At 60.8% G+C, this 23,885-nt stretch carries 23 protein-coding genes; 11 read left to right on the forward strand and 12 right to left on the reverse strand.

Annotated features, from left to right (window positions below):
- Positions 1 to 25: 25 nt before the first annotated feature.
- Positions 26 to 886 carry a shikimate dehydrogenase gene (locus ACO6VD_RS24260; protein ID WP_422422498.1) on the reverse strand — a complete coding sequence of 287 codons (861 nt, stop codon included), beginning with the start codon at positions 884 to 886 and terminating at the stop codon, positions 26 to 28.
- 159 nt (positions 887 to 1,045) lie between these two features.
- Between ACO6VD_RS24260 and ACO6VD_RS24265 the strand changes: the two genes are divergently transcribed.
- Positions 1,046 to 2,215, forward strand: coding sequence for an alkaline phosphatase family protein (locus ACO6VD_RS24265; RefSeq protein WP_422422499.1), 1,170 nt, complete (start codon positions 1,046 to 1,048; stop codon positions 2,213 to 2,215).
- 21 nt (positions 2,216 to 2,236) lie between these two features.
- On the opposite strand, the gene ACO6VD_RS24270 is transcribed toward ACO6VD_RS24265, so the two are convergent.
- The 4 genes from ACO6VD_RS24270 to ACO6VD_RS24285 all read right to left on the reverse strand — a co-directional run bounded on the left by ACO6VD_RS24270 (position 2,237) and on the right by ACO6VD_RS24285 (position 6,137).
- Positions 2,237 to 2,683 carry a cupin domain-containing protein gene (locus ACO6VD_RS24270; protein WP_422422500.1) on the reverse strand — a complete coding sequence of 149 codons (447 nt, stop codon included), beginning with the start codon at positions 2,681 to 2,683 and terminating at the stop codon, positions 2,237 to 2,239.
- Between the two features lie 100 nt (positions 2,684 to 2,783).
- Complete coding sequence (locus tag ACO6VD_RS24275) at positions 2,784 to 3,689, reverse strand: LysR family transcriptional regulator (protein ID WP_422422501.1); 906 nt, start codon at positions 3,687 to 3,689, stop codon at positions 2,784 to 2,786.
- Positions 3,690 to 3,759: 70 nt separating this feature from the next.
- Complete coding sequence (trmA, locus tag ACO6VD_RS24280; RefSeq protein ID WP_422422502.1) at positions 3,760 to 4,845, reverse strand: tRNA (uridine(54)-C5)-methyltransferase TrmA; 1,086 nt, start codon at positions 4,843 to 4,845, stop codon at positions 3,760 to 3,762.
- Entirely contained in the window at positions 4,842 to 6,137 is a 1,296-nt protein-coding gene (locus ACO6VD_RS24285) for an NCS2 family permease (protein ID WP_422422503.1), read from the reverse strand. The genes trmA and ACO6VD_RS24285 overlap by 4 nt, the downstream gene beginning before the upstream one ends.
- Positions 6,138 to 6,352: 215 nt before the next feature.
- On the opposite strand from ACO6VD_RS24285, the gene ACO6VD_RS24290 reads away from it, so the two are divergent.
- Positions 6,353 to 6,832 (forward strand): GNAT family N-acetyltransferase, encoded by a 480-nt coding sequence (locus ACO6VD_RS24290; RefSeq protein WP_422422504.1) that lies wholly within the window; start codon positions 6,353 to 6,355, stop codon positions 6,830 to 6,832.
- 38 nt (positions 6,833 to 6,870) lie between these two features.
- Positions 6,871 to 7,419: a DJ-1 family glyoxalase III gene (locus ACO6VD_RS24295; RefSeq protein ID WP_422422505.1), complete on the forward strand. Its 549-nt coding sequence runs from the start codon at positions 6,871 to 6,873 to the stop codon at positions 7,417 to 7,419.
- Positions 7,420 to 7,423: 4 nt separating this feature from the next.
- On the opposite strand, the gene ACO6VD_RS24300 is transcribed toward ACO6VD_RS24295, so the two are convergent.
- On the reverse strand, positions 7,424 to 8,650 hold the full coding sequence (locus ACO6VD_RS24300; RefSeq protein WP_422422506.1) for an MFS transporter: 1,227 nt from the start codon (positions 8,648 to 8,650) through the stop codon (positions 7,424 to 7,426).
- Between the two features lie 357 nt (positions 8,651 to 9,007).
- Between ACO6VD_RS24300 and ACO6VD_RS24305 the strand changes: the two genes are divergently transcribed.
- The 3 genes from ACO6VD_RS24305 to ACO6VD_RS24315 are packed head-to-tail and all read left to right on the forward strand — an operon-like array spanning position 9,008 to position 11,632.
- Positions 9,008 to 10,453: a cytochrome ubiquinol oxidase subunit I gene (locus ACO6VD_RS24305; protein ID WP_422422507.1), complete on the forward strand. Its 1,446-nt coding sequence runs from the start codon at positions 9,008 to 9,010 to the stop codon at positions 10,451 to 10,453.
- A 3-nt stretch (positions 10,454 to 10,456) separates the two neighbouring features.
- Positions 10,457 to 11,464 (forward strand): cytochrome d ubiquinol oxidase subunit II, encoded by a 1,008-nt coding sequence (cydB, locus tag ACO6VD_RS24310; RefSeq protein WP_422422508.1) that lies wholly within the window; start codon positions 10,457 to 10,459, stop codon positions 11,462 to 11,464.
- Between the two features lie 12 nt (positions 11,465 to 11,476).
- The gene (locus ACO6VD_RS24315; protein WP_422422509.1) at positions 11,477 to 11,632 is read left to right on the forward strand and encodes a DUF2474 domain-containing protein; all 156 of its coding nucleotides are present in this window, start codon (positions 11,477 to 11,479) and stop codon (positions 11,630 to 11,632) included.
- 88 nt (positions 11,633 to 11,720) lie between these two features.
- Here ACO6VD_RS24315 and ACO6VD_RS24320 read toward each other — a convergent pair whose 3' ends face one another.
- The gene (locus ACO6VD_RS24320) at positions 11,721 to 12,845 is read right to left on the reverse strand and encodes a methyltransferase (protein WP_422422510.1); all 1,125 of its coding nucleotides are present in this window, start codon (positions 12,843 to 12,845) and stop codon (positions 11,721 to 11,723) included.
- Positions 12,846 to 12,932: 87 nt separating this feature from the next.
- Positions 12,933 to 13,640: an autoinducer binding domain-containing protein gene (locus ACO6VD_RS24325; RefSeq protein ID WP_422422511.1), complete on the reverse strand. Its 708-nt coding sequence runs from the start codon at positions 13,638 to 13,640 to the stop codon at positions 12,933 to 12,935.
- A gap of 246 nt (positions 13,641 to 13,886) precedes the next feature.
- Between ACO6VD_RS24325 and ACO6VD_RS24330 the strand changes: the two genes are divergently transcribed.
- On the forward strand, positions 13,887 to 14,663 hold the full coding sequence (locus tag ACO6VD_RS24330) for a ferredoxin--NADP reductase (RefSeq protein WP_400171636.1): 777 nt from the start codon (positions 13,887 to 13,889) through the stop codon (positions 14,661 to 14,663).
- Between the two features lie 51 nt (positions 14,664 to 14,714).
- On the opposite strand, the gene mscL is transcribed toward ACO6VD_RS24330, so the two are convergent.
- On the reverse strand, positions 14,715 to 15,128 hold the full coding sequence (gene mscL / locus ACO6VD_RS24335; protein WP_400171637.1) for a large-conductance mechanosensitive channel protein MscL: 414 nt from the start codon (positions 15,126 to 15,128) through the stop codon (positions 14,715 to 14,717).
- 175 nt (positions 15,129 to 15,303) lie between these two features.
- On the opposite strand from mscL, the gene radA reads away from it, so the two are divergent.
- A complete protein-coding gene (gene radA / locus ACO6VD_RS24340) occupies positions 15,304 to 16,671 on the forward strand; it encodes a DNA repair protein RadA (protein ID WP_422422512.1) in 1,368 nt (455 codons plus the stop codon).
- A gap of 156 nt (positions 16,672 to 16,827) precedes the next feature.
- Here the strand turns inward: radA and ACO6VD_RS24345 are convergent, their stop codons facing one another.
- Both ACO6VD_RS24345 and ACO6VD_RS24350 read right to left on the reverse strand, forming a co-directional pair.
- Entirely contained in the window at positions 16,828 to 18,348 is a 1,521-nt protein-coding gene (locus ACO6VD_RS24345) for a nucleobase:cation symporter-2 family protein (RefSeq protein WP_422422513.1), read from the reverse strand.
- A gap of 262 nt (positions 18,349 to 18,610) precedes the next feature.
- Positions 18,611 to 18,976 (reverse strand): PilZ domain-containing protein, encoded by a 366-nt coding sequence (locus tag ACO6VD_RS24350; RefSeq protein WP_422422514.1) that lies wholly within the window; start codon positions 18,974 to 18,976, stop codon positions 18,611 to 18,613.
- Between the two features lie 182 nt (positions 18,977 to 19,158).
- On the opposite strand from ACO6VD_RS24350, the gene ACO6VD_RS24355 reads away from it, so the two are divergent.
- The 3 genes from ACO6VD_RS24355 to yjiA all read left to right on the forward strand — a co-directional run bounded on the left by ACO6VD_RS24355 (position 19,159) and on the right by yjiA (position 22,525).
- Positions 19,159 to 21,225: a carbon starvation CstA family protein gene (locus ACO6VD_RS24355; RefSeq protein WP_422422515.1), complete on the forward strand. Its 2,067-nt coding sequence runs from the start codon at positions 19,159 to 19,161 to the stop codon at positions 21,223 to 21,225.
- Between the two features lie 18 nt (positions 21,226 to 21,243).
- Positions 21,244 to 21,441, forward strand: coding sequence for a YbdD/YjiX family protein (locus ACO6VD_RS24360; RefSeq protein WP_028944033.1), 198 nt, complete (start codon positions 21,244 to 21,246; stop codon positions 21,439 to 21,441).
- An 85-nt stretch (positions 21,442 to 21,526) separates the two neighbouring features.
- Entirely contained in the window at positions 21,527 to 22,525 is a 999-nt protein-coding gene (yjiA, locus tag ACO6VD_RS24365) for a GTPase (protein ID WP_422422516.1), read from the forward strand.
- A 98-nt stretch (positions 22,526 to 22,623) separates the two neighbouring features.
- Here yjiA and glyA read toward each other — a convergent pair whose 3' ends face one another.
- A complete protein-coding gene (gene glyA, locus ACO6VD_RS24370; protein ID WP_422422517.1) occupies positions 22,624 to 23,877 on the reverse strand; it encodes a serine hydroxymethyltransferase in 1,254 nt (417 codons plus the stop codon).
- Positions 23,878 to 23,885 lie beyond the last annotated feature (8 nt).

The following is a 23,885-nucleotide window of genomic DNA, read 5'->3' on the forward strand; positions in this document are numbered from 1 at the left end:
TGGTCTCCCTCCCCCCGCGATGCTTTCAACTGCCCATGCTATTGAAATGCTCGATCATCCGCGCCGCATCCGGCTTTATCCCGCTGAACAGTTCAAACGCCTTCACCGCCTGAAACACTGCCATGTTCGACCCGTCGAGCGTGCGGCAGCCCAGCGCCCGGGCTTCACGCAGCAGCTCGGTTTCCAGCGGAAAGTAAACGATCTCCGCCACCCACAGATCAGTCCTGAGCAATGCCTTGGGCACCGGCATGCCCGGTAGCTTGGCCATGCCCATCGGTGTGGTGTTGACCAGGCCATCGGCCTCGCTCAGGGCGCTTGCCAGGTCATGCCCGACACGGGCAGGGGCGCCAGTGAAATGCGCATTGAGGTTATCCACAAGGGCTTGGGCCCGCGCCAGCTCGACATCGAACACCGTCAACTGCGCGACCCCTTCGGCCAGCAGGGCATGGGCAACTGCCGCTCCGGCACCGCCTGCACCCATCTGCACCACCCGATGACGCGGCACGTCGGCCAGGCCGCGGCGCAAGCCTTCGGCAAAACCCAGGCAGTCGGTGTTATGGCCTATACGTTTACCGTTCTTGAGCACCACCGTATTGACTGCGCCAATGCCCCGGGCTTCTGCAGAGAGTTCGTCGAGCAGCGGCAGGATCGCCTGTTTGCACGGGAAGGTGATATTCAGTCCGGTGAAGCCCATGGATTCGGCGGCAGTGAGCAGTTGCTCCAGGGCGCTGCTGTCGAGTTGCAACTGATCCAGATCGATCAACCGGTACAGGTAGTTCAGACCCTGAGCGTGGCCTTCATGCTCATGCAGCGCAGGGGTGCGCGAGGCCTGGATACCTGCACCGATCAGGCCGGCAAGGATGCCGTGCGGGGTGGCCGGATTCATCGGAAAACTCCATTGTTGTTCTTGGAAAGAGGCTTTCAGTGAAAATGTACCGTTTGGTTAATTTGGTCAATCGATGAAGCCCGCCGAGCGAGCTTTTCTGTGCGCTGATCGCACAGCCTGTGCTACACCTGTTGCGAGCACCTGACCACGGAGGGAGACATGGCAATGCCGTTCAACGATTCGCAGTTGCTGGGAGAAACCTGGCCGGGCCTGGCCAACCTGACCCAGTCGATCTTCGCCGCTCTGGGTGGCCAGGGCTTTCGCAACAGCTTCAGGCTCGACCGCTCGCCGGCCACCTGCCTGCTGTTGATCGATGGCCTGGGCTGGAACCTGTTGCAGGCGCATGCCCGGCACGCGCCGTTCCTCGCCTCCCTGATGCAGCCGGATTCGTCCTTTCGCGTGGGCTTCCCGGCGACGACCGCCTCCAGCCTGGCCTCGGTGACGTCAGGGCTTGGCAGCGGTGCCCATGGCATTGTCGGCTGCACCTTTGCCCTGGATGAGCACACCGAGCTGTCGCCGCTATCCTGGACTACGGCAGCGCTGCAAACCGAAGCGCAGCCAGGTGCGGCACCGGCACCCGAGTCGTTCATTGTGCCGCCCGATGCCTGGAGCCTGGCCAGTGCACAGGGCATTGCGATCAGTACGGTCATGCTCGGACGTTTTGCCAACTCTGCCTTCAGCCAGGCGATCTATAAGGCCGGGCGAATACTCCCGGCCCCGGCGTATGACGCCTACCCGGAACTGATCAATGCCGCGCTGGCTACCGAAGAACCGGCCTTCTGTTTTGCCTATTTTGGTGACCTGGATTTTGCCGGGCACTTGTTTGGTCCGGGCTCCGAGGGCTGGCTCAAGCAACTGGAAATTGCCGACCAGCTTGCGCAGGCCATCGCCCGCAAGCTACCGGAGCACGTGCAACTGATGGTCATCGCCGACCACGGCATGCTCGCGCTGGACAGCGATCGGGTTCGTGACTTTGATCTCGATCCGGTGTTGCAGGAGGGCGTGCGTGCTATTGCGGGGGATATCCGCGCGCGCTACTTGTATGTCCCGACCCAGCAGGATCGTGTGCACGAGCGTTGGCAGAATCGCCTGGGCGATGATTACCGGGTGTTGTCCAAGGCCCAGGCGATTGCTGCGGGCTTGTTCGGGGATGTGTTGCTGAGCCAGGCGGAAGCGCGGATCGGCGACCTGATCGTGGTACCCACCGGCGCTGGCGGAATCATTCGCAGCGAAGTGGAGAAACACCCCAGTCAATGGCGTGGGCACCATGGTGCGCTGACGGATGAAGACCAGCAGGTGCCCTTGTTGATGTGTTCGGGGCTGGGCTGAAGGAATGAGCCCGCTCCGGATTTAGCCTTTCACCGGTACCAGGTCGAAGTTATCGACCTGGTACTGGAACAGCAGGCAATCGGCTGCAGCGGTACAGCCGCTTTCATGTACCAGGTTGGCGGGCAGCTTGTAGTACGAGCCTGCAGGGAACTCGGTGCGCACCTTGTCGATCACGGCATAGAAAGTACCTTTCAGGACCACCGTTGGCAGGGTTTGGCTGTGGGTGTGCAAGCCATTGTCGGTGCCAGCCTTGAAGGTGACAAAGGCCGAGTAGTTGCCCTTGCCAAAAATATCCCCTTCGGTGTTCGCGTAAGTAACCGCGCCGTTGGTGTTGGGTACTGCCTGCCACTGCAGTGCGGCGTTGGGCAGCGAAATCAGTGCCTCGGGTTTGCTCTCGCTTTTGGCGAAGACGCCAGTGGCAGAGACGGCAAGGGCCAGGCCGAGCAGAGCGTTTTTCAGGATTGTCATGGGTATAACCTTCGTTGAGTGGAGTGAGCGAAGGTTAATTGAACGATTGATGCAGAAATACGCACACAAGGGGCCAAGACCTGTGCATTTTTTGCACCAGTCATACCTGCCAGCGCGGTGCCCGATAATAGGCCTGAACGTAGTCCAGCAGCGCGCGCACCTTTGGCGCCAGGTAACGGCTTTGCGGGTAGAGCGCATACAGGGTGCGTGGGGGTTGCTGCCAGTCCGGCAGCAGTTGCACCAGGCGGCCATCTTTGAGCGCATCAAAGACGATGAAGCGATCAAAGCTGGCGATACCCAGGCCACTGATCGCGGCGGCGCGTAATGCCATCGGCGAGTTGGCGCTGACACGACTGGGCATCACCACTTCGCGCTGGCTGCCTGATGGATCACAGAGCCGCAGGCGCTGCGGTTGGGCGAGACGGTTGTATCCCAGCAGTGGATGTTCACCCAGATTATCGGCGCTGATCGGACGTGGCAGGCGTTTGAGGTAGGACGGGGCGGCGACCAGGATCACTTCACTCGGCGCCAGCGTGCGTGCCACCAGACTGGAATCCGGCAGGTGATCGGTGACGCGCAGGCACAGATCGATGCCCTCTTCGAGCATGTCGACGAAGCGGTCGGTGCAACTCAGTTCGATCTGCAGTTGAGAGAAGCGTTCGACAAAGCCAGGTAGCCAGTGCCCCAGCTCCAGTTCGCCAAACGCGCTGGACACGCTCAGGCGCAAGGTTCCGGAGGGCTGTTGCTGGTGCTCGGAGAGCTCCAGAGTCATGGCTTCCATCTGATCGAGGATTTGTACGCAGTGGCGATAGAACAGGGCGCCCGCTTCGGTCAGTTGCAAGCGTCGGGTAGTGCGGTTGAGCAGTTGACTGCCGAGCTGGCGCTCAAGGTTTTTGACCTGGCGCGACAACACCGTATGGGATTGGCCGACCGAAGCGGCAGCGGCACTGAAACTGCCGTGCTCGACCACGCGACGGAAGGACTGCATGGCACTGAACTGATCCATCAGGGGGCGATGCTCCTAAGTCTGTGGCCTGTTGCAGGCGCTGGCAGTGCCGGCGCCTGCAACCTTGGGGTCAACGTCGAACCAGCAACACGCCACTCTCCATGTGGTGCGTATACGGGAACTGGTCGAACAGTGCACAGCGCTCGATGCGGTGCGTGTCGTGTAGCTGAGCGATGTTCGCCGCCAGGGTTTCCGGATTGCAGGAGATGTACAGGATGTTGTCGAAGCGCCGGGTCAGCTCGCAGGTGTCCGGGTCCATGCCGGCACGCGGTGGATCGACGAAGACGCTGCCGAACTGGTAGCTCTTCAGGTCGATGCCTTCCAGACGGCGGAACGGGCGAACGTCGTTCAGTGCTTCAGTCAGCTCCTCGGCAGACAGGCGCACCAGGCGCACGTTATCCACAGCGTTGTCGTCGAGGTTGTGCAGGGCGGCGTTGACCGAGGTCTTGCTGATCTCGGTGGCCAGCACTTTGCGCACCCGGGTCGCCAGTGGCAGGGTGAAGTTGCCGTTGCCGCAATACAGCTCCAGCAGGTCGTCCTGACGCTCGCCGAGTGCCTCGTAAGCCCAGTTGAGCATCTTCTGGTTCACCGCGCCGTTAGGCTGAGTGAAGGCACCTTCTGGCTGACGGTAGCGGAAACTGCGCCCGGCAACCTGCAGTTCTTCAACCGCATAGTCGCGACCGATCACCACACGCTTGCCTTTGGAGCGGCCGATGATGCTGACGTCCAGGTCTTTGGCCAGTTGCTGCGCAGCAGCCTCCCAATGTTCGTCCAATGGACGGTGATAGCACAGGGTGATCATCGCATCGCCGGCCAGGGTGGTAAGGAACTCCACCTGGAACAGCTTGAAGCTCAGCGCCGAGCTGGCTTGCCAGGCGGCTTTGAGTCGCGGCATCAGTTCATTGATGCGCAGGCTGGCGATCGGGAAGTCTTCGATCAGGATCGGCGTGTGCTTCTCGCCCGGGGCGAACATCGCGTAGAAGCGCTGCTCGTTTTCACGCCACAAGCGGAACTCGGCGCGCAGGCGGTAATGCTCGCGGGGCGAATCGAACACCGCAGGTTCCGGTGCATCGAAGGGCGCCAGCAGCTCGCGCAGGCGTGCAGCCTTGGCGTCGAGCTGTTGGGTGTAGGTCGAAGGGTCTAAGACAGCACTCATGCGTTGAACCAGCCCAGCTTGATGACGAACAGGATCGAGAGGATCACCAGCGCCGGGTTCAGGTCGCGGCGGCGGCCGGAGAGCAGCTTGATCGCGGTCCAGGAAATGAAGCCGAAGGCGATGCCGTTGGCGATCGAGTAGGTCAGCGGCATGGCCAGGGCGGTGATCACCACTGGAGCGGCTTCGGTGACGTCGTCCCAGTTTATTTCAGCCAGGCCCGAAGCCATCAATACCGCGACGAACAACAGTGCCGGTGCAGTGGCAAAGGCCGGCACGCTACCGGCCAGCGGGGCGAAGAACAGCGCCAGCAGGAACAGGATGGCAACCACGATGGCGGTCAGACCGGTGCGTCCGCCAGCACTCACGCCGGCAGCCGACTCGATGTAGCTGGTGGTGGTCGAGGTGCCGAGCAGGGAACCGGCCATGGCAGCGGTACTGTCGGCGATCAGGGCGCGGCCCATCTTCGGCATGTGACCGTCTTTGCGCATCAGGCCCGCGCGTTTGGCTACGCCGATCAGGGTGCCGGAGTTGTCGAACAGGTCAACGAACAGGAAGGCAAAGATCACGCTGATCAGACCGACATCCAGGGCGCCCTTGATGTCCAGTTGCAGGAAGGTCGGCGCCAGCGAAGGTGGCATCGACACCACGCCAGCGAACGGCGTGAAGCCCAGGCCAATCGAGGCCACGGTGACGGCGAGGATGCCGATCAGTACCGCACCACGCACTTTCAGCGCTTCCAGGGCGACGATCAGGAAGAAGCCCAGGGTCGCGAGGATCGGCGCCGGTTGCTTGAGGTCACCCAGACCCACCAGGGTTGCCTTGTTGTCGACCACAATGCCAGCGTTATGCAGGGCGATCAGCGCCAGGAACAGGCCGATACCGGCAGCGATGGCCGAGCGCAGTGGCAGCGGGATGCTGTTGACGATCCACTCACGGATTCGAAAGATCGACAACAGGAAGAACAGCACGGCAGAAATGAACACCGCGCCCAGGGCTACCTGCCAGGTGTGCCCCATGTGCAGGACCACGGTGTAGGTGAAGAAGGCGTTCAGGCCCATGCCCGGTGCCAGGGCGATCGGGTAGTTGGCGATCAGACCCATGGTCGTCGAACCGATGGCGGCGGCCAGACAGGTGGCGACAAACAGTGCGCCCTTGTCCATGCCGGTCTCGCCGAGAATGCTCGGGTTGACGAACAGGATGTAGGCCATGGCCAGGAAGGTGGTGACGCCCGCGAGAATTTCGGTGCGGACATTGGTGTCGTGTGCTTTTAGTTGAAACAGCCTTTCCAGCATGCCTGCTCCCCGTGGCGCGCCCCGGCGCCGTGAATGTATCGACCCCATCAGCAAAGCACAGACCGTAGTGGACGGTGTGTGGAAATTGATTGGGTCGGAAAAAAGCCGCGCATCATACCAGCATGCTCGGCGAGCGGTAATTAATGTCGCGATACACTGCAGATATCTGCAGATTCTGCGCCGATCCCTCCATTGCCTCCGCATGAGCGCCAACTGTGCAACTGATTGACTACCGCGACCTGAACCAGATGCAGCGCGAACATCTACTCGACATCCAGCTGCCCCCCGAGCAGCAGCGCTATGCCGGTGATATGGCCAGTGCACTGTACCTTCTGCTGAGCGCTGACAGTGATGACATGCGCGGCGTGGTGGTGTTGCTCGATGCCCTGCCGCGGGCGTTCCTGTTGCTCCAGCGTGGGGCGTTTTTGCCGCCCTGGGCGCAGGTCGATGCAGCCACGATCAATGCCGTGCAAGTGGATCGGCGCTTTCAGGGGCGCGGCGTCGGACGATTTTGTATGCAGGCGTTACCGGGCCTGGTTCGCGCCTTGTGGCCTGAGGTGCGCCGTCTGCAGTTGTCGGTGGATCCGGACAACCACGCCGCCCTGGGGCTGTACCGGGCCTCTGGCTGGGTTGACAGTGGTGATGGCTACCGCGCCCGCAAGGGCTACGAGTGTCAACTTACCCTGATGCTCTGAGCGGCTACGCTTTATTCATACCCCGGTGGAGCGCAGTGATGACCCAGAGAGCCCTGATCGTAGTCGCCGAAGGCGTGGATGACCTGCAGAGCGTGACCCTGATCGATGTGTTGCGCCGTGCTGCGGTGGAAGTGGTGGTAGCCAGCATCGAAGGCCGGCGGATGCTGACCTGTGCCCGTGGCACACGGCTGACCGCTGACGGCATGTTGGTGGATCTGCTCGTCCAGCCGTTCGACCTGATCGTATTGCCGGGGGGAGACAAAGGCGCTCAGCATATGGCCCAGCACCAGCCCCTGGGACAGTTGGTGAAGGATCAGGCCAAGGCTGGAAAGATATTTGCCGCCATTGCCGAAGCGCCCTTGGCCTTGCAAGCCTTTGGGGTATTGCGGCAGCGGCGCATGACCTGTCATCCGGATGCCAGCCAGCAGCTGTCCGGGTGCAGTTTCGTTGATCAGCCGGTGGTGGTGGATGGCAACTGCATTACCGCCCAGGGTTCGGGAGCGGCACTGGAGTTTGCATTGACGTTGGTGGAACGCCTGGTGAGCAAGGCTGTGCGTAACCGGATTGCGGGGCAGATGCAGGTGTGACAGTTCAGCCCGAAGACTTGCTGTGCATATGATCCCGCCCGGCCAGGCTCGGAAACAGCTTTATCCACACCCCGGTCACCACCAGCGTCCCGACCCCGCCGAGCACCACCGCCGGCACGGTGCCGAACCAGTGCGCGGTCACCCCCGACTCGAACTCACCCAACTGGTTTGATGCCCCAATAAACAGCCCGTTCACCGCGCTGACCCGGCCACGCATTTCATCCGGTGTCTCAAGTTGCACGAAGGCGCCACGAATCACCATGCTGATCATGTCTGCCGCGCCGAGCACGGCCAGCACCGCCAGGGAGAACCAGAACGAAGTCGATAGGCCGAAGGCGATGGTGGCCACACCAAAGATGCCGACGGCGGTGAACATCACCCGTCCGACCTTGCGCTCGACCGGGAAGCGCGCCAGCCACAGCGACATCAGCAACGCGCCAACCGCCGGTGCCGAACGCAATAGGCCCAGGCCCCAGGGACCGGTGAGCAATATGTCCTTGGCGAACACCGGCAGCAGTGCGGTGGCGCCGCCCAGCAGGACTGCAAACAGATCCAGGGAGATGGCGCCGAGAATGTCCGGGCGGCTGCGGATGAAGCGAATCCCGGCCAGCAGCGAATCCAGGCTTGCGCGCCCCTGTTGCGGGCGCTGCGCCCGGACGCTGAGGCTCAGGGTCAACAGGCAGGCGATGACATACATGAGCACGGTCGGGCCATAGACCCAGGTGCTGCCAAACGCATAGAGAAAACCACCCACAGCGGGCGCGACGATGGTTGCCGCCTGCATGGCCGAGGCTGAGGCGGCCACCGCGCGGGGAAACAGTTCGGCGGGCACCACGTTGGGTAGCAGTGCCTGAGTCGCCGGCATCTCGAAGGAGCGGGCACTGCCCAGCAGGAAGGCGAGGATGAAGATCAGCTCGCGGCTGACATTGCCGGTGCTGCTGCCGACCACCAGCGCCAGGGCAATCAGCGCCTGGGCAGTCTGGCACAAGGCTGCGACCCGGCGCCGGTCATAGCGGTCGGCGACATGCCCGGTATGCAACATGAACAACACCCGCGGGGCGAACTCCACCAGGCCGACCAGGCCAAGGTCGAGGACATTGCCGGTCAGTTGGTAGAGGTGCCAGCCGATGGCCACGGTCAGCATCTGGAAGCCGCTGGCGGTACAGACGCGAGCCAGCCAGAACGCTAGGAAGGGGCGGTGGTGGCGCAGCAGCAGCGGATGGTCTGACATCGGCGAAACAGAGCCTCGGCGAGGGAACGGCGGTGCAGATTATCATCAGTTTGTAACCGCGAGTTACGAAGAAATCGAGGTTTACGCCGTTTGTGCACTGTTTTGGGGCGCATAAAACCGTGCACAACTGATCTGCGGCAATGAACCACACAACCGCGCGGGCCGTTCAGGACTATCCTTTCAGGCAACCGTTGATCTGGATCAATAGTTTCATTTGCAACGGTAGGGCCATACGGCCGAATTCCCTGCGTTGTGAAGTTTTCAGAACAATTCCAACTAGCCGCACTCAACTACCGTGGGGGCAGTTGGCGCCAAGGCCCACCGCCTGACGCCGGATTACCTGACAGAGGAAGCACTATGTTCGGATTAGAGGCCTTAGATCTCGCCCGAATTCAGTTCGCATTTACCATCTCTTTTCACATCCTGTTTCCGGCCATCACCATTGGCCTGGCGAGTTACCTGGCGGTGCTTGAAGGGCTGTGGCTGAAGACCAACAACAGCGTCTACCGTGACCTTTACCACTTCTGGTCGAAAATCTTTGCCGTCAACTTCGGCATGGGGGTGGTCTCCGGCCTGGTCATGGCCTATCAGTTCGGTACCAACTGGAGCAAGTTCTCCGACTTTGCCGGCTCCATTACCGGACCGCTGCTGACCTATGAAGTACTGACTGCCTTCTTCCTCGAGGCCGGTTTCCTCGGCGTCATGCTCTTTGGCTGGAATCGTGTCGGCCGCGGCCTGCACTTCTTTGCCACGGTCATGGTGGCTATCGGTACGATCATTTCCACGTTCTGGATTCTGGCTTCCAACAGCTGGATGCAGACGCCGCAAGGTTACGAAATCGTCAACGGCGTGGTGGTCCCGGTGGACTGGTTCGCAGTGATCTTCAACCCGTCGTTCCCGTACCGCCTGGCGCACATGGCCACCGCGGCGTTCGTTGCCACGGCGTTCTTCGTCGGTGCTTCGGCGGCCTGGCACCTGCTGCGTGGGCGTGATAATCCGGCGATCCGCAAAATGCTCTCGATGGCCATGTGGATGGCCCTGATCGTGGCGCCGATTCAGGCCGTGATCGGTGACTTCCATGGCCTGAACACCCTCAAGCACCAACCGGTGAAAATCGCCGCGATCGAAGGTCACTGGGAAAATGTCGGTGACGAGCCGACCCCGCTGATCCTCTTCGGCATTCCCGACATGGAGGCCGAAACCACCCACTTCAAAGTGGAAATCCCGGCGCTGGGCAGCCTGATCCTGACCCACAGTCTGGACAAGCAAGTACCGGCAATGAAGGAGTTCCCGAAGGAAGATCGACCCAACTCCACCGTGGTGTTCTGGTCGTTCCGGATCATGGTCGGCCTGGGCATGCTGATGATCTTCGTCGGCCTCTGGAGCCTGTGGCTGCGTAAGCGCGACAGAATCTACAGCTCGCGGCCGTTCCTCTACCTGACCTTGTGGATGGGCCCGTCCGGCCTGATCGCGATCCTCGCCGGTTGGTTCACTACCGAGGTTGGCCGTCAGCCCTGGGTGATCTATGGCGTGATGCGTACTGCCGATGGTGTTTCCAACCACAGCTACACCCAGCTGGGCGTGACCCTGGTGATGTTCGTGGTGGTCTACTTCGCCCTGTTCGGTGCGGGTCTGGGCTACATGATGCGTCTGGTGCGCAAGGGGCCGAAAACCGGCGAGGGCGAAGAACCCATCAAAGGCGGACCTGGCCAGAAACGTACGCCTGCACGGCCGCTCTCCGCTGCCGATGACAGCGACGATCATGACAATGGCGAGCGCGCCAGCCTGAACAAGGGGAACTGAGTCATGGGTATTGATCTTCCACTGATCTGGGCCGTGATCATTATCTTCGGCATCATGATGTACGTGGTCATGGATGGTTTCGACCTGGGGATCGGCATTCTTTTCCCCTTCGTCAAAGGCGAGCAGGACCGTGACGTGATGATGAACACCGTCGCGCCGGTCTGGGACGGTAACGAAACCTGGCTGGTACTGGGCGGTGCGGCGTTGTTTGGTGCCTTCCCGCTGGCCTATGCCGTGGTGCTTTCGGCGCTGTACCTGCCATTGATGCTGATGCTGGTCGGCCTGATTTTCCGCGGCGTGGCTTTCGAGTTCCGCTTCAAGGCCACGGCCGAAAAACGTCACCTCTGGGACAAGGCGTTCATCGGTGGTTCATTGGTTGCGACCTTCTTCCAGGGTGTGGCCCTGGGTGCGTTCATCGAAGGCTTCAAAGTGGTCGACCGTAGCTATGCCGGTGGTGCTTTTGACTGGTTGACCCCGTTCAGTCTGTTCTGTGGCCTGGGTTTGATCGTCGCCTACGCCTTGCTCGGCTGCACCTGGCTGATCATGAAAACCGAAGGCAAGCTGCAACTGCAGATGCATGATCTGGCACGACCTTTGGCCTTGGTGCTGCTGGCGGTGACCGGTATCGTCAGTATCTGGACGCCGCTGGCGCACCCGGAGATCGCCTCGCGCTGGTTCACCCTGCCTAACCTGTTCTGGTTCCTGCCGGTGCCGATCCTGGTGCTGGTGACCCTGTACGGTCTGCTGCGGGCAGTGGCACGCAACGCGCACTACACCCCGTTCCTGCTGACCCTGGCGCTGATCTTCCTAGGCTACAGCGGCCTTGGTATCAGCTTGTGGCCGAACATCATCCCACCGGCGGTTTCGATCTGGGATGCTGCGGCACCACCGCAGAGCCTGGGTTTCATGCTGGTCGGAGCGCTGTTCATCATTCCGTTCATCCTTGGCTACACCTTCTGGAGCTACTACGTGTTCCGCGGCAAGGTGACCCACGAGGATGGCTACCACTAGGAGGGCCTGGCAATGACCGGCAAACACACCTTCGATGAAGAGAAAAAGCCGCTGTGGCAACGGCTGGGCTGGCTGGCGGTGATCTGGGCCGGCAGCGTGGCGGCCCTGGGGATTGTTGCCTGGCTGATGCGCATGTTCATGGCTGCAGCAGGTCTGAGCACCTCCTGAAAGGTACTTCCCATCACCGCCTTGCGGCGGATTTACAGCCCTTCGCAGCGTCAGCTGCGGAGGGTTTTTTTATGCCAATAGCAGGGCTTTACTTGCGCGCTTTGAGCACCACGAACTTCGGTGTCGCCGCCACTTGCTCAACACCACGGAACAACCGCGCCAGTTTGCTGTGATAACCCAGGTGGCGGTTACCGACAATGTACAGCGCACCGCCGACCATCAGCGCTTCACGTGCCTGCTGGAACATGCGCCAGGCGAGAAAGTCGCCGACCACCTGCTGCTGATGGAAGGGTGGATTGCACAGTACGACGTCCAGAGACTGGGCCGGCTGAGCGGCCAGGCCATCGTCGGCGCGGACGCTGACTTCGCGATCACCCAGCGCCGCCTGCCAGTTCTCCAGTGCCGACTGGGTGGCCATGTAGGACTCATCGACCAGGGTGTAATGCGCCTGCGGATTGCTCAGGGCGCTGGCGATGGCCAGTACCCCATTGCCACAACCAAGGTCGGCGACCCGCGCTGAGCCGAGGTTGCCAGGCAGGTGCGGGAGGAACGCGCGGGTGCCGATGTCCAGGCCTTCGCGGCAGAACACATTGGCATGGTTGAGCAGTTCCAGGCGTGGCGCGTCCATTTGGTAGCGGCTCGGATAGGGCGAGGTAAACGGTCCCTTTTCCTCTGCAGTGGCGATCAGCAGGCGGGCTTTTTTCTGCGCCAGCGATGCCTGTACCGGGCCAATGTATTTTTCCAGCAAGTCACCGGCAGCGCGTGGCAGGTGTTTGATCATTGCCCCGGCAACCACCTGGGCGCCAGGCGCCAGATGACCTTGCAAGCGGATCAATTGTTCTTCAAGCAGTGCCAGGGTCTTGGGTACGCGTACCAGCACCCGGTCGAACGGGCCTTGCCAGTGGGCATTGGCCGCAATGAACGGCAGTGCGTCGAACGCCTGGCCATTACGCGCCAGGTTTTTTTCCAGCGCCAGGCGGGCGAGGTGTGAGTCGCCACTGCTGGTGACTTGCAGGCGACCGCTCAAACTGATGGCCAAAGCGCCAAAGCTGTCATTGAGTACCAGCACGCGCGTGCTGATATCTGGCGATTGTTCGGCCAGATACTGCAACAGGTACTCGTCGGCGGCGTCGAATGCCTGCAAGGGATCGTTGGCTTGCTCGGGCTGGCGAAGCAGGTCGAGTTCGGCGAAGGGGCTGGTCAACAAGGGCATGGCGTAAGGCTCTGAGGCATGGTCACGCGGCGCATTCGGCGGCGTTTTACAGGGGCATGATTCTACAGGGCTTTGACCAGCAAGGGGTTACCCGAGGAGACCGTTCATGGCCGCAATCGCAATGGCGCCGGCCTTGTTACTGGTGTTCAGCTTGCTGATGATGCTGCGGATATGAAAATTCACCGTGCTTTGCGACAGGGTGAGGATGCAGGCGATGTCGGCAGCGGTCTTGCCGGCGGCGGACCATTTCAGTACTTCGGTTTCACGGATGGAGAGGTGAAAGGAAGGCTGTTGACTGGTTGATTTGCGCTCAATGATCAGGGTGTGCATCAGGTTGCACAGCCAGATGGTTTGCCCGGCCGTGTCGTAGAACTCATTGGTATCGACCGGCGTATGATTGCGGACCACGCTGAGGATGCTTTCGTTTTGCCGTAGATCGTGTGCAGATTGGCTCCAGCCATAACATAGCCCATGGAATCGGGCCTGCTCCCAGAGCTCGGGTGTCTGTCGGAAGACCTGATCCTCCCAGAGAATGGGCAGCAACGAAGTATGGCAATGGGCGAGGATCGGGTCGATGCTCAGATAGTTGCACCGCTGATAGCGTTCGTTCCAGGCCGTGGGGTAGTTGTTGTAGGTCCTGACCTGCGGTTGCGGACCCGCCAGGTGAGTGCGGGTGACGAATGAAAAATATTCCATGCCCAGTTGCTTTGCCAAGGACGTTGCCGTGTAGAACATCCGTTGTTCATTTGTCTCATTGAGTAGTTGTTGCAGCTGTTCTTCCTTCCAATGGGGCATGGCAAGGTCCTCAAGCATTCTGGATCCACAAAACAGAAGTGGAGTGTAGGTAATACCTGACACCTCTGCTAAGTTTATTCGCTACATGTGTGTACGCCTTTTGACAGTTTGGTTATTTGCTCGCCCTGCAAACTGCAGCGTCGACTGTGTTCGCCATTCTGTACCCAGCGATGTCACTACAATCCGGCGGTGTTTATCCTCGCGCGTTTGCGCGACACTGGGCGCATCTGTTCTTTGGAGTAAGTCATGACTGCCAGCGCTGAAAAGTTCACCCGCCAGACGTTGCTCGACGTCCAGCCGCTGACCCCCAGCCTGTTCAGCCTGCGTACCACGCGTGATCCGGGGTTCCGCTTCCGTTCCGGCCAGTTTGCCCGCCTGGGGGTGACCAAGGCTGATGGCAGTGTGGTCTGGCGCGCCTATTCGATGGTCTCGTCGCCTTTTGACGAACACCTGGATTTCTTTTCCATTGTGGTGCCGGGGGGCGAGTTCACCAGCGAGTTGAGTCGCCTGAAGGAAGGCGACAGCTTGCTGATCGACAAACAGGCCTTCGGATTTCTGACCCTGGATCGCTTTGCCGATGGTCGGGATCTGTGGTTGTTGGCCACCGGAACCGGCATCGCGCCGTTTGTCTCGATTCTGCAGGACTTTGAAGCCTGGGAGCGTTTCGAGTCGATCAAGCTGGTGTATTCAGTGCGCGAAGCAAAGGAGCTGGCTTACCTCGACCTGATCGCAGGTCTGGAGCAACGCGACTATCTGGCTGAGTACGCGGGCAAGTTGCAGTTCATTCCGGTGGTTACCCGCGAGCAGCACCCCGGTGCCCTCAACGGGCGTATCACCACCCTGATCGAGAATGGCGAGCTTGAACGCGCCGCAGGTCTGGCACTGACGCCGGAACATTCACGGGTGATGCTCTGCGGCAATCCGCAGATGATCGACGACACCCGCCAGGTCCTCAAGCAGCGTGACCTGCAATTGAGCTTGAGCCGCCGACCGGGACAGGTGGCGGTCGAAAACTACTGGTAAGCCGGTAGAAATGGAAACGGCGCCCTAGGGCGCCGTTTTTGTTCCTGAAAATCAGGGTTGCCGATTCTGCGATTTGAGCAGGTCGCGGATCTCGGTGAGCAGCTCTTCTTCTTTGGTAGGCACCGGCGGCAGGGTGGGTGCTTCGGCTTCTTCGCGTTTCAGGCGGTTGATCGCTTTGACGCCCATGAAGATTGCGAAGGCGACGATGATGAAGTCGAGAACGGTCTGGATGAACTTGCCGTAGGCCAGCACCACTGCCGGTATTTCGCCTTCGGCCGCTTTTAAGGTGACGGCCAGATCACTGAAGTCGACACCGCCGATCAGCAAACCGATCGGTGGCATGATCACATCACCCACAAAGGATGAAACGATTTTGCCAAAGGCGGCGCCGATGATGATACCGACGGCCATGTCGACCACATTCCCTTTGACCGCAAAGGCCTTGAATTCACTGAGCACGCCCATGGTTTATTCCTTGTAACAGATGAGTTTGGTAAACGCAGTGTAATTCAGCTATGCGCTTCATGCGCCGCGCTGCAGCTACAGACTGCAGTTATATCGAATAGTTTTGTCGTTTTATGTGGCGGCCCAGGTCACACAGGTCGGCTATCATGGTCCCTTTTTTCGAGGACCGTCCCCCATGGCCAAGGCCAAGCGCATGTACGGCTGCACCGAGTGCGGCGCGACCTTTCCGAAATGGGCTGGACAGTGCGGCGAGTGCGGTGCCTGGAACACCCTGGTCGAGACCGTGCTGGAGAGCGGCGCGGCCGCGGCGCCCAGCGGTCGCACCGGCTGGGCCGGGCAGCAGGCTCAGATCAAGACCCTGGCCGAAGTCAGCATCGAAGAGATTCCACGTTTTTCCACCGCCAGCGCCGAGCTGGACAGGGTGTTGGGCGGCGGCCTGGTCGACGGCTCGGTGGTACTCATCGGTGGCGACCCGGGAATCGGTAAGTCGACCATTCTGTTGCAGACGCTGTGTGCTATCGCCACGCGCATGCCGGCGTTGTACGTCACCGGCGAAGAATCCCAGCAGCAGGTAGCGATGCGGGCGCGACGCCTGGGCCTGCCCCAGGATCAGTTGCGGGTAATGACCGAAACCTGCATCGAAACCATCATTGCCACCGCTCGCCTGGAAAAACCCAAGGTCATGGTGATTGACTCGATCCAGACCATCTTTACCGAGCAGTTGCAGTCGGCGCCCGGCGGCGTGTCCCAGGTGCGCGAGAGTGCGGCGTTGTTGGTGCGATACGCCAAGCAGAGCGGCACGGCGATCTTCCTCGTTGGTCACGTCACCAAGGAAGGCGCACTGGCAGGTCCACGGGTGCTGGAGCACATGGTCGATACCGTTCTGTACTTCGAGGGCGAGTCCGATGGTCGTCTGCGTTTGCTGCGCGCAGTGAAGAACCGCTTCGGGGCGGTCAACGAACTGGGTGTGTTCGGCATGACCGATCGTGGATTGAAGGAAGTGTCCAACCCGTCGGCGATCTTCCTCACCCGCGCTCAGGAAGAAGTCCCCGGCAGCGTGGTCATGGCCACGTGGGAGGGCACCCGACCGATGCTGGTGGAAGTCCAGGCGCTGGTCGATGACAGCCACTTGTCCAATCCGCGCCGGGTTACCCTGGGCCTGGACCAGAACCGCCTGGCCATGCTGCTGGCGGTGCTGCACCGTCATGGCGGCATTCCGACCCACGATCAGGATGTGTTCCTCAACGTCGTGGGCGGGGTAAAGGTGCTGGAGACGGCGTCCGACCTGGCGCTGATGGCGGCGATCATGTCCAGCCTGCGCAATCGTCCGCTGGACAACGGCCTGCTGGTGTTTGGTGAAGTGGGCCTGTCTGGCGAGGTTCGCCCGGTGCCAAGTGGTCAGGAGCGTCTTAAAGAGGCGGCCAAGCATGGCTTCAAACGCGCCATTGTGCCTAAAGGCAACGCGCCCAAGGAGGCACCGCCAGGTTTGCAGGTGATTGCCGTCACCCGACTGGAGCAAGCGCTGGATGCGCTGTTCGAGTAGCAATTGGTGGGAGCGGGCTTGCCCCGCGATTACGATGTGTCGGTCGAGTCACAATCGCGGGGCAAGCCCGCTCCCACCGGTTTAGTTTCTACTTGCAGCGTAAGAAAAAAGGGCCGGTGCATCTGCACCGGCCCTTTTTTATCGCTGTCGCGTCCATCAATGTTCCGAAACTGCCTCTCGTCGTGCCGGCGGTTCGCCGTGCTCGCCCTCACTCATCACCGGCACCTCCTTGCCTTCGGCGTTGAACAGCTTGCCGTCTTCGAAGTAGTCGCCGTCACGCAGGGCGGAGATATCCGAGTAGTGGATGGTGCGTTCGTAAGCCGCCGCGAATACCGACTGCTGATCCGAGTTGCCGGCGGTGAAGTGGTTGAACACCAGGTTCAGGACAATGGCCATGATCGCTGCCGAGCTGATGCCGGAGTGGAAGATGGTCTCGAACCAGTTAGGGAACTGCGCGTAGAAGTTCGGCGCGGCGATCGGGATCATGCCGAAGCCCAGCGAGGCGGCAACGATGATCAGGTTGACGTTGTTCTTGTAGCTGACTTTGGACAGGGTACGGATACCGCTGGCGGCCACGGTACCGAACAGCACGATGCCGGCACCACCGAGCACCGAGGTCGGTACGGCGGCAATCACCCGGCCCATGATCGGCAGCAGGCCGAGCACCACCAGGATTACCCCGCCGGTCGCCACGACGTAACGGCTTTTCACCCCGGTCACCGCGACCAGACCGACGTTCTGGGCGAAGGCGCTCTGGGTGAAGGAACCGAAGATCGGTGCCAGGATGCTCGATGCCATGTCGGCGCGCAGGCCATTGCCCAGACGCTTGGAGTCGACCTTGGTATCGATGATTTCACCGACGGCAAGGATGTCGGCCGAGGTTTCCACCAGGGTCACCATGATCACGATGCACATCGACAGGATCGCAGCGATGTGGAAGGTCGGCATACCGAAGTGGAACGGGCTTGGCATTGCCACCAGCGGACCTTCAAGGACCTTGCTGAAGTCAGCCATGCCCAGCGACCAGGCGATCAGGGTACCGATGACCATCGCCAGCAGGATCGACAGGCGCGAGATGGTGGCGCTGCCCAGCTTGCTCAGTACCAGGACGATGACGAAGGTCAGGCCGGCCAGGCCGATGTTGGCCATGCTGCCGAAATCCGGCGCTTTGCTGTTACCGCCCATGACCCAGCGCGCAGCGACCGGCATCAGGGTCAGGCCGATGGTGGTGATGACGATACCGGTCACCAGTGGCGGAAAGTACTTGGTGATCCGCGAGAACACCGGCGTGATCAGAAAACCGATGAAGGACGCTGCCATGACCGCGCCGAGTACTCCGGGCAAGCCACCGCCACCTTCACTGCTGAGGATCGCGCCCATGGTCGCTACACCGGCAAACGAGACCCCTTGCACCAGCGGTAGCTGGCAGCCGAACCACGGCAGCCCGAGCGTTTGCAACAGGGTTGCCAGGCCGCCGGCAAACAGCGACGCGGCGATCAGCAGACCAATGTCCGCCGGGGTCAGGCCTGCGGCCTGACCGAGGATCAACGGCACGGCGACGATGCCGCCATACATGGTCAATACGTGTTGCAGGCCGTACGCCAGGTTGGCACCCAGGCCAAGGTTCTCGTCTTCGGGACGTGCTGCTGAAGACGTGCTAGAGGAGGACGTATTCATGAGGCGGGGTCTCTGTTTTATTGTTGTGGCGCTACTGTAGACAAGTCCTACCTATCAATGCCAGAACAATTGTATACAATTTTTAGATTGGCGTAGGAACAGTCTGGCGCTCAGTTTGGGTCATGGACTGAATGCAGTTATCGTTCCAACACTCGCGCGCAGGCCTCGCAAGGCTGCGTGAGGACTGGCGGGAAGGGTGAGAAAGCTGTCCGAGTGGACAGAAATGCACAGGGCAGGAAAGTAGGTAGCAGGCTAAAAGATTTTAAACTTCGATCAATTCTCGCAACTCACGCATCATTTCGGTGCTGTCGGCCAGGTTCAGCTCCACCAAACGGTGCAAATGACTGATTGAATCGATATCAATGTGCAGGCAGATAAACCCCAGCTGATTGCCTTCTTCATGACGCAATTCGACCTGCATCTGCAACTTGGCCTGGTCGCTCAGGTGAACAATGGCCTCGAAATCCTGGGTCAGGTCGGGATCCCAGGGTTCCGGGCACTTGATCAACAAGCCCTTGAGGGAGAGATCCAGTAGTTCGACCGGCCAGCATCGCTCGCCCTGGCGCAGTTCGGTGGGGGCATCGAAGGCAACACGTTGGAAACGTCGACGTTCTTGGTGGTCGCTCATGTTCAGACACTCCAGGGTTCTTCCTGACTATAGCTCAGCACTTGCCAAGGCCCGCGCAAGGGCGCATAACGAGTTTTGTTCAACCCGCGTTGAAGGCTCTAGACCAACGTGGGGGGTGGTCTTTCCTGTCAGTATCGCTAGACTCGAAAGGCTGTCTTTTATCCACTAGCTGGAAGCAAACCATGAACAACAATAATAGCCTGCTACGCCACATTCCGTGGCTGGCGCTGGCAGTCATAGGAGCCTGTGCGCTGGGTGTGGTCGCCCTGCGTCGTGGCGAGGCCATCAACGCCTTGTGGATCGTCGTCGCTTCGGTGGCCATCTACCTGGTCGCCTACCGCTATTACAGCCTGTTCATCGCCACCAAGGTGATGCAGCTGGACCCGCGTCGGGCCACCCCGGCGGTGCTTAACAACGATGGTCTGGACTATGTCCCGACCAACAAACACATCCTTTTCGGTCACCACTTTGCTGCCATCGCTGGCGCTGGCCCGCTGGTCGGTCCAGTCCTGGCCGCGCAGATGGGCTACCTGCCCGGCACGCTCTGGCTGATTGCCGGCGTGGTGCTGGCCGGTGCGGTCCAGGACTTCATGGTCCTGTTCCTGTCCACCCGCCGCAACGGTCGCTCGCTGGGTGACATGGTTCGCGAGGAAATGGGCCGTATCCCAGGGACCATCGCCCTGTTTGGCTGCTTCCTGATCATGATCATCATCCTCGCGGTGCTGGCGCTGATCGTGGTCAAGGCTCTGGCCGAGAGCCCGTGGGGCATGTTCACGGTCATGGCGACCATCCCGATCGCGATGTTCATGGGCATCTATATGCGCTACATCCGCCCGGGTCGCATCGGCGAGATCTCGCTGATGGGCGTGGTGCTGCTGTTGCTGTCGATCTGGCTGGGGGGCCAGGTTGCTGCGGATCCGGTCTGGGGGCCGGCATTCACCTTCACCGGTGTGCAGATCACCTGGATGCTGGTGGGCTACGGTTTTGTCGCTGCGGTACTGCCGGTATGGCTGGTACTGGCGCCACGTGACTACCTGTCGACCTTCCTCAAGATCGGCACCATCGTCGGCCTGGCCATCGGTATCCTGATCATCGCACCCGAGCTGAAAATGCCGGCGCTGACCCAGTTCACCGACGGTACCGGTCCGGTCTGGAAAGGTACCCTGTTCCCGTTCCTGTTCATCACCATCGCCTGTGGCGCGGTGTCGGGCTTCCATGCGCTGATCTCCTCGGGCACCACGCCCAAGCTGCTGGATAACGAAACCAACGCCCGTTACATCGGCTACGGCGGCATGCTGATGGAGTCGTTCGTGGCGATCATGGCCATGGTTGCCGCCTCGGTGATCGAGCCGGGTGTGTACTTCGCCATGAACAGCCCGGCGGCAGTGGTCGGCTCCGACGTGGTGTCGGTGGCGCAAACCGTCAGCAGTTGGGGCTTTACCATCACGCCTGAAGCGCTGGAAGCGGTGGCCAAGGACATTGGCGAGCACACCATCCTCGCTCGTGCCGGTGGTGCACCAACCCTGGCGGTAGGTATCGCGCAGATCCTTCACCAGGTCCTGCCGGGTGAAAACACCATGGCGTTCTGGTACCACTTCGCGATCCTGTTCGAGGCGCTGTTCATCCTCACTGCAGTCGACGCCGGTACCCGTGCCGGACGTTTCATGCTCCAGGATTTGCTCGGCAGCTTCGTCCCGGCGCTCAAACGCACCGAGTCGTGGGGTGCCAACCTGCTCGCTACTGGCGGTTGCGTGGCGCTCTGGGGTTACCTGCTGTACCAGGGGGTGATCGATCCGTTGGGTGGTATCAACACCTTGTGGCCGCTGTTCGGTATCTCCAACCAGATGCTCGCCGGTATCGCGCTGATGCTCGGCACCGTGGTCCTGATCAAGATGAAGCGCCAGCGCTACATGTGGGTCACCCTGCTGCCAGCGGTCTGGCTGCTGATCTGCACCACCACCGCCGGCTTCATCAAACTGTTCGATCCGAACCCGGCAGTCGGCTTCCTGGCCCTGGCCAACAAGTACAGCACCGCGCTCGACGCCGGGCAGGTACTGGCCCCGGCCAAGGACATTGGCCAGATGCAGCACGTGATCTTCAACGCCTATACCAACGCCGGACTGACCATCCTGTTCCTGTTCGTGGTCTTCAGTATCCTGTTCTTCGCCCTCAAGGTCGGTATTGCCGCCCTGGGTAAAAAAGAGCGGACTGACAAAGAGTCCCCGTTCCAGGCGCTGCCAGATGCGTAATCGAAGAGGAATGCAGTGATGTTCAACGATCTCGGTCGACTGGGTAAGTACCTGGGGCAGGCAGCCCGCCTGATGGTCGGCATGCCCGACTACGACAACTACGTCGAGCATATGCAGACCAAGCACCCGGACAAGCCGGTGATGAGCTACGAGGCGTTCTTTCGCGAACGCCAGGAGGCGCGTTACGGCGGCAAGGGTGGGCCCAAGTGCTGTTGAATGACAGTGACTGACGCCAGTTGAACCTGTGGGAGCCCGGCTTGCCGTGCTCCCACAGTCATTTTCAGTTGAGGAGATTTTCCGTTTGCACGCGCCCATTCCGGTAACAGTACTCAGCGGTTTTCTGGGGGCCGGCAAGACCACCTTGCTGCGCCATCTGCTCAAGGCCGAACACGGCCTGAAGATCGCTGTGATCGAAAACGAATTCAGTGACGCCGGCATCGATACCCAATTGCTCGGCGATGAACCGGTGCAGGTCATGACCCTGGCCAACGGTTGTGTGTGCTGCAGCATTCACACTGACCTGACCAAAGCCCTGTACCTGTTGCTTGAGCGCCTGGATGCCGGTGAGATTGCCTTCGACCGCCTGGTGATCGAGTGCACCGGGCTCGCTGACCCGGCGCCCGTGGCGCAGACCTTCTTCATCGACGAAGAGCTGCGTGAGCGCTACATCCTCGACGGCATTATCACCCTGGTCGATGCCGCTCACGCCGAACAGCACCTGACCCAGGCCATCGCTCAGGCGCAGGTGGGTTTTGCCGACCGCCTGCTGGTGAGCAAGACCGACCTCGTTGAACCGGCCAGCTTTCAGGCCTTGAGTGAGCGCCTCGGTAGTATCAACCGACGTGCCCCCATCCGCGTAGTTGAGCATGGGCGCATTGATCTGGCTGAACTACTCGATGTACGCGGTTTCAACCTCAATGCTGATCTGGGTGGCGGACTGAGCTTGCGTCCGGTCAGCCAAGCGGTCACGCCTGATCGCATCTCCAGCCTGGTGCTGCGCACCGATACGCCTCTGGACATCGACCGGCTCAGCGACTTCATGAACCAGTTGCTGGAAGACCACGGCAAGCAGCTGCTGCGTTACAAAGGTGTACTCAACATTGCCGGTGAGGATCGCCGCCTGGTGTTCCAGGGCGTGCTGAAGCTCTATGGTTTTGACTGGGATACCGAGTGGGCAGAAGGGGAGGCGCGGGAGAGCGTGATGGTATTTATTGCGGATGATTTGCCGGAGGCGAAGATTCGCGAAGGGTTCGAGGCCTTGTCGTCGATGGGAGCGGGCTTGCCCCGCGATGCTATGTGACTGACAAACCGCATTCGCGGGGCAAGCCCGCTCCTACCGAGGGCGCCAAAAAAAAGCCCGGCTCAAGAGCCGGGCTTTTTCACATCAGGTAACTGCGATTACTTGCCGTATACCGGCAGCTTGGCGCAGATAGCCTTGACCTTCTCACGAACGGCATCGATCACCGCTTCGTTGTTCAGGTCGGCGAGGATGTCGCAGATCCAGCCGGCCAGTTCTTTACACTCGGCCTCTTTGAAGCCACGAGTAGTCACAGCCGGGGTGCCGAAGCGCAGGCCGGAGGTGACGAACGGCGAGCGTGGGTCGTTCGGTACCGAGTTCTTGTTGACGGTGATGAAGGCTTTGCCCAGGGCAGCGTCAGCATCTTTACCGGAGATATCCTGTTTGATCAGCGACAGCAGGAACAGGTGGTTCTCGGTGCCACCGGAAACGACGTCGAAGCCGCGCTCGATGAACACGCCGGCCATGGCCTGGGCGTTTTTCACGACCTGCTGCTGGTAGGCCTTGAACTCAGGCTGCAGTGCTTCTTTGAAGCAGATCGCCTTGGCTGCGATCACGTGCTCCAGCGGGCCGCCCTGGGCACCCGGGAATACCGCCGAGTTCAGCTTCTTCTCGATGTCGGCGTTGGCGCGGGCCAGGATCAGGCCGCCACGTGGACCACGCAGGGTCTTGTGGGTAGTGGTGGTAACCACGTCGGCGAACGGCACCGGGTTCGGGTACACGCCTGCAGCGACCAGACCGGCAACGTGGGCCATGTCGACGAACAGGTAGGCACCGACTTTATCGGCGATTTCGCGGAAGCGTGGGAAGTCCAGGATCTGCGAGTAGGCCGAGAAACCGGCAACGATCATTTTCGGCTTGTGCTCAACAGCCAGGCGCTCGACTTCGTCGTAGTCGATCAGGCCGTTGGCGTCGATGCCGTACTGAACAGCGTTGTACAGCTTGCCCGACGAGCTGACGTTGGCACCGTGGGTCAGGTGACCACCGTGGGCCAGGCTCATGCCCAGGATGGTGTCGCCGCCCGACAGCAGGGCCAGGTAGACCGCAGCGTTGGCTTGCGAACCGGCGTGTGGCTGGACGTTGGCGTAATCGGCGCCGAACAGTTCCTTGGCGCGGTCGATGGCCAGCTGCTCGACTACGTCGACGTATTCGCAACCGCCGTAGTAGCGCTTGCCTGGGTAGCCTTCGGCGTATTTGTTGGTCAGAACCGAGCCCTGGGCTTCCATGACAGCCGGGCTGGCATAGTTTTCCGAAGCAATCAGCTCGATGTGCTCTTCCTGGCGCAGGGCTTCTTGCTCCATGGCGGCAAAGAGATCGGCGTCGTACTTGGCAATGGTCAAATCACGGCTGAACATGGCGGTCC

Source organism: Pseudomonas sp. GZD-222 (assembly GCF_049310525.1).
In the GTDB taxonomy this organism is placed as follows: Bacteria; Pseudomonadota; Gammaproteobacteria; order Pseudomonadales; family Pseudomonadaceae; genus Aquipseudomonas.

Excerpts from the sequence above, each read along its gene's own strand:
- radA (WP_422422512.1), top strand. The coding sequence starts at position 15,304 with ATGGCCAAGGCCAAGCGCATGTACGGCTGCACCGAGTGCGGCGCGACC.
- cydB (WP_422422508.1), top strand. The coding sequence starts at position 10,457 with ATGGGTATTGATCTTCCACTGATCTGGGCCGTGATCATTATCTTCGGC.
- ACO6VD_RS24285 (WP_422422503.1), bottom strand. The coding sequence starts at position 6,137 with ATGCTGGAAAGGCTGTTTCAACTAAAAGCACACGACACCAATGTCCGC.
- ACO6VD_RS24320 (WP_422422510.1), bottom strand. The coding sequence starts at position 12,845 with ATGCCCTTGTTGACCAGCCCCTTCGCCGAACTCGACCTGCTTCGCCAG.
- ACO6VD_RS24295 (WP_422422505.1), top strand. The coding sequence starts at position 6,871 with ATGACCCAGAGAGCCCTGATCGTAGTCGCCGAAGGCGTGGATGACCTG.
- ACO6VD_RS24355 (WP_422422515.1), top strand. The coding sequence starts at position 19,159 with ATGAACAACAATAATAGCCTGCTACGCCACATTCCGTGGCTGGCGCTG.
- ACO6VD_RS24300 (WP_422422506.1), bottom strand. The coding sequence starts at position 8,650 with ATGTCAGACCATCCGCTGCTGCTGCGCCACCACCGCCCCTTCCTAGCG.
- ACO6VD_RS24270 (WP_422422500.1), bottom strand. The coding sequence starts at position 2,683 with ATGACAATCCTGAAAAACGCTCTGCTCGGCCTGGCCCTTGCCGTCTCT.
- ACO6VD_RS24345 (WP_422422513.1), bottom strand. The coding sequence starts at position 18,348 with ATGAATACGTCCTCCTCTAGCACGTCTTCAGCAGCACGTCCCGAAGAC.
- ACO6VD_RS24360 (WP_028944033.1), top strand. The coding sequence starts at position 21,244 with ATGTTCAACGATCTCGGTCGACTGGGTAAGTACCTGGGGCAGGCAGCC.
- ACO6VD_RS24315 (WP_422422509.1), top strand. The coding sequence starts at position 11,477 with ATGACCGGCAAACACACCTTCGATGAAGAGAAAAAGCCGCTGTGGCAA.
- ACO6VD_RS24265 (WP_422422499.1), top strand. The coding sequence starts at position 1,046 with ATGGCAATGCCGTTCAACGATTCGCAGTTGCTGGGAGAAACCTGGCCG.
- mscL (WP_400171637.1), bottom strand. The coding sequence starts at position 15,128 with ATGGGCGTGCTCAGTGAATTCAAGGCCTTTGCGGTCAAAGGGAATGTG.
- ACO6VD_RS24260 (WP_422422498.1), bottom strand. The coding sequence starts at position 886 with ATGAATCCGGCCACCCCGCACGGCATCCTTGCCGGCCTGATCGGTGCA.
- ACO6VD_RS24275 (WP_422422501.1), bottom strand. The coding sequence starts at position 3,689 with ATGGATCAGTTCAGTGCCATGCAGTCCTTCCGTCGCGTGGTCGAGCAC.
- ACO6VD_RS24305 (WP_422422507.1), top strand. The coding sequence starts at position 9,008 with ATGTTCGGATTAGAGGCCTTAGATCTCGCCCGAATTCAGTTCGCATTT.
- glyA (WP_422422517.1), bottom strand. The coding sequence starts at position 23,877 with ATGTTCAGCCGTGATTTGACCATTGCCAAGTACGACGCCGATCTCTTT.
- ACO6VD_RS24330 (WP_400171636.1), top strand. The coding sequence starts at position 13,887 with ATGACTGCCAGCGCTGAAAAGTTCACCCGCCAGACGTTGCTCGACGTC.
- ACO6VD_RS24325 (WP_422422511.1), bottom strand. The coding sequence starts at position 13,640 with ATGCCCCATTGGAAGGAAGAACAGCTGCAACAACTACTCAATGAGACA.
- ACO6VD_RS24350 (WP_422422514.1), bottom strand. The coding sequence starts at position 18,976 with ATGAGCGACCACCAAGAACGTCGACGTTTCCAACGTGTTGCCTTCGAT.
- trmA (WP_422422502.1), bottom strand. The coding sequence starts at position 4,845 with ATGAGTGCTGTCTTAGACCCTTCGACCTACACCCAACAGCTCGACGCC.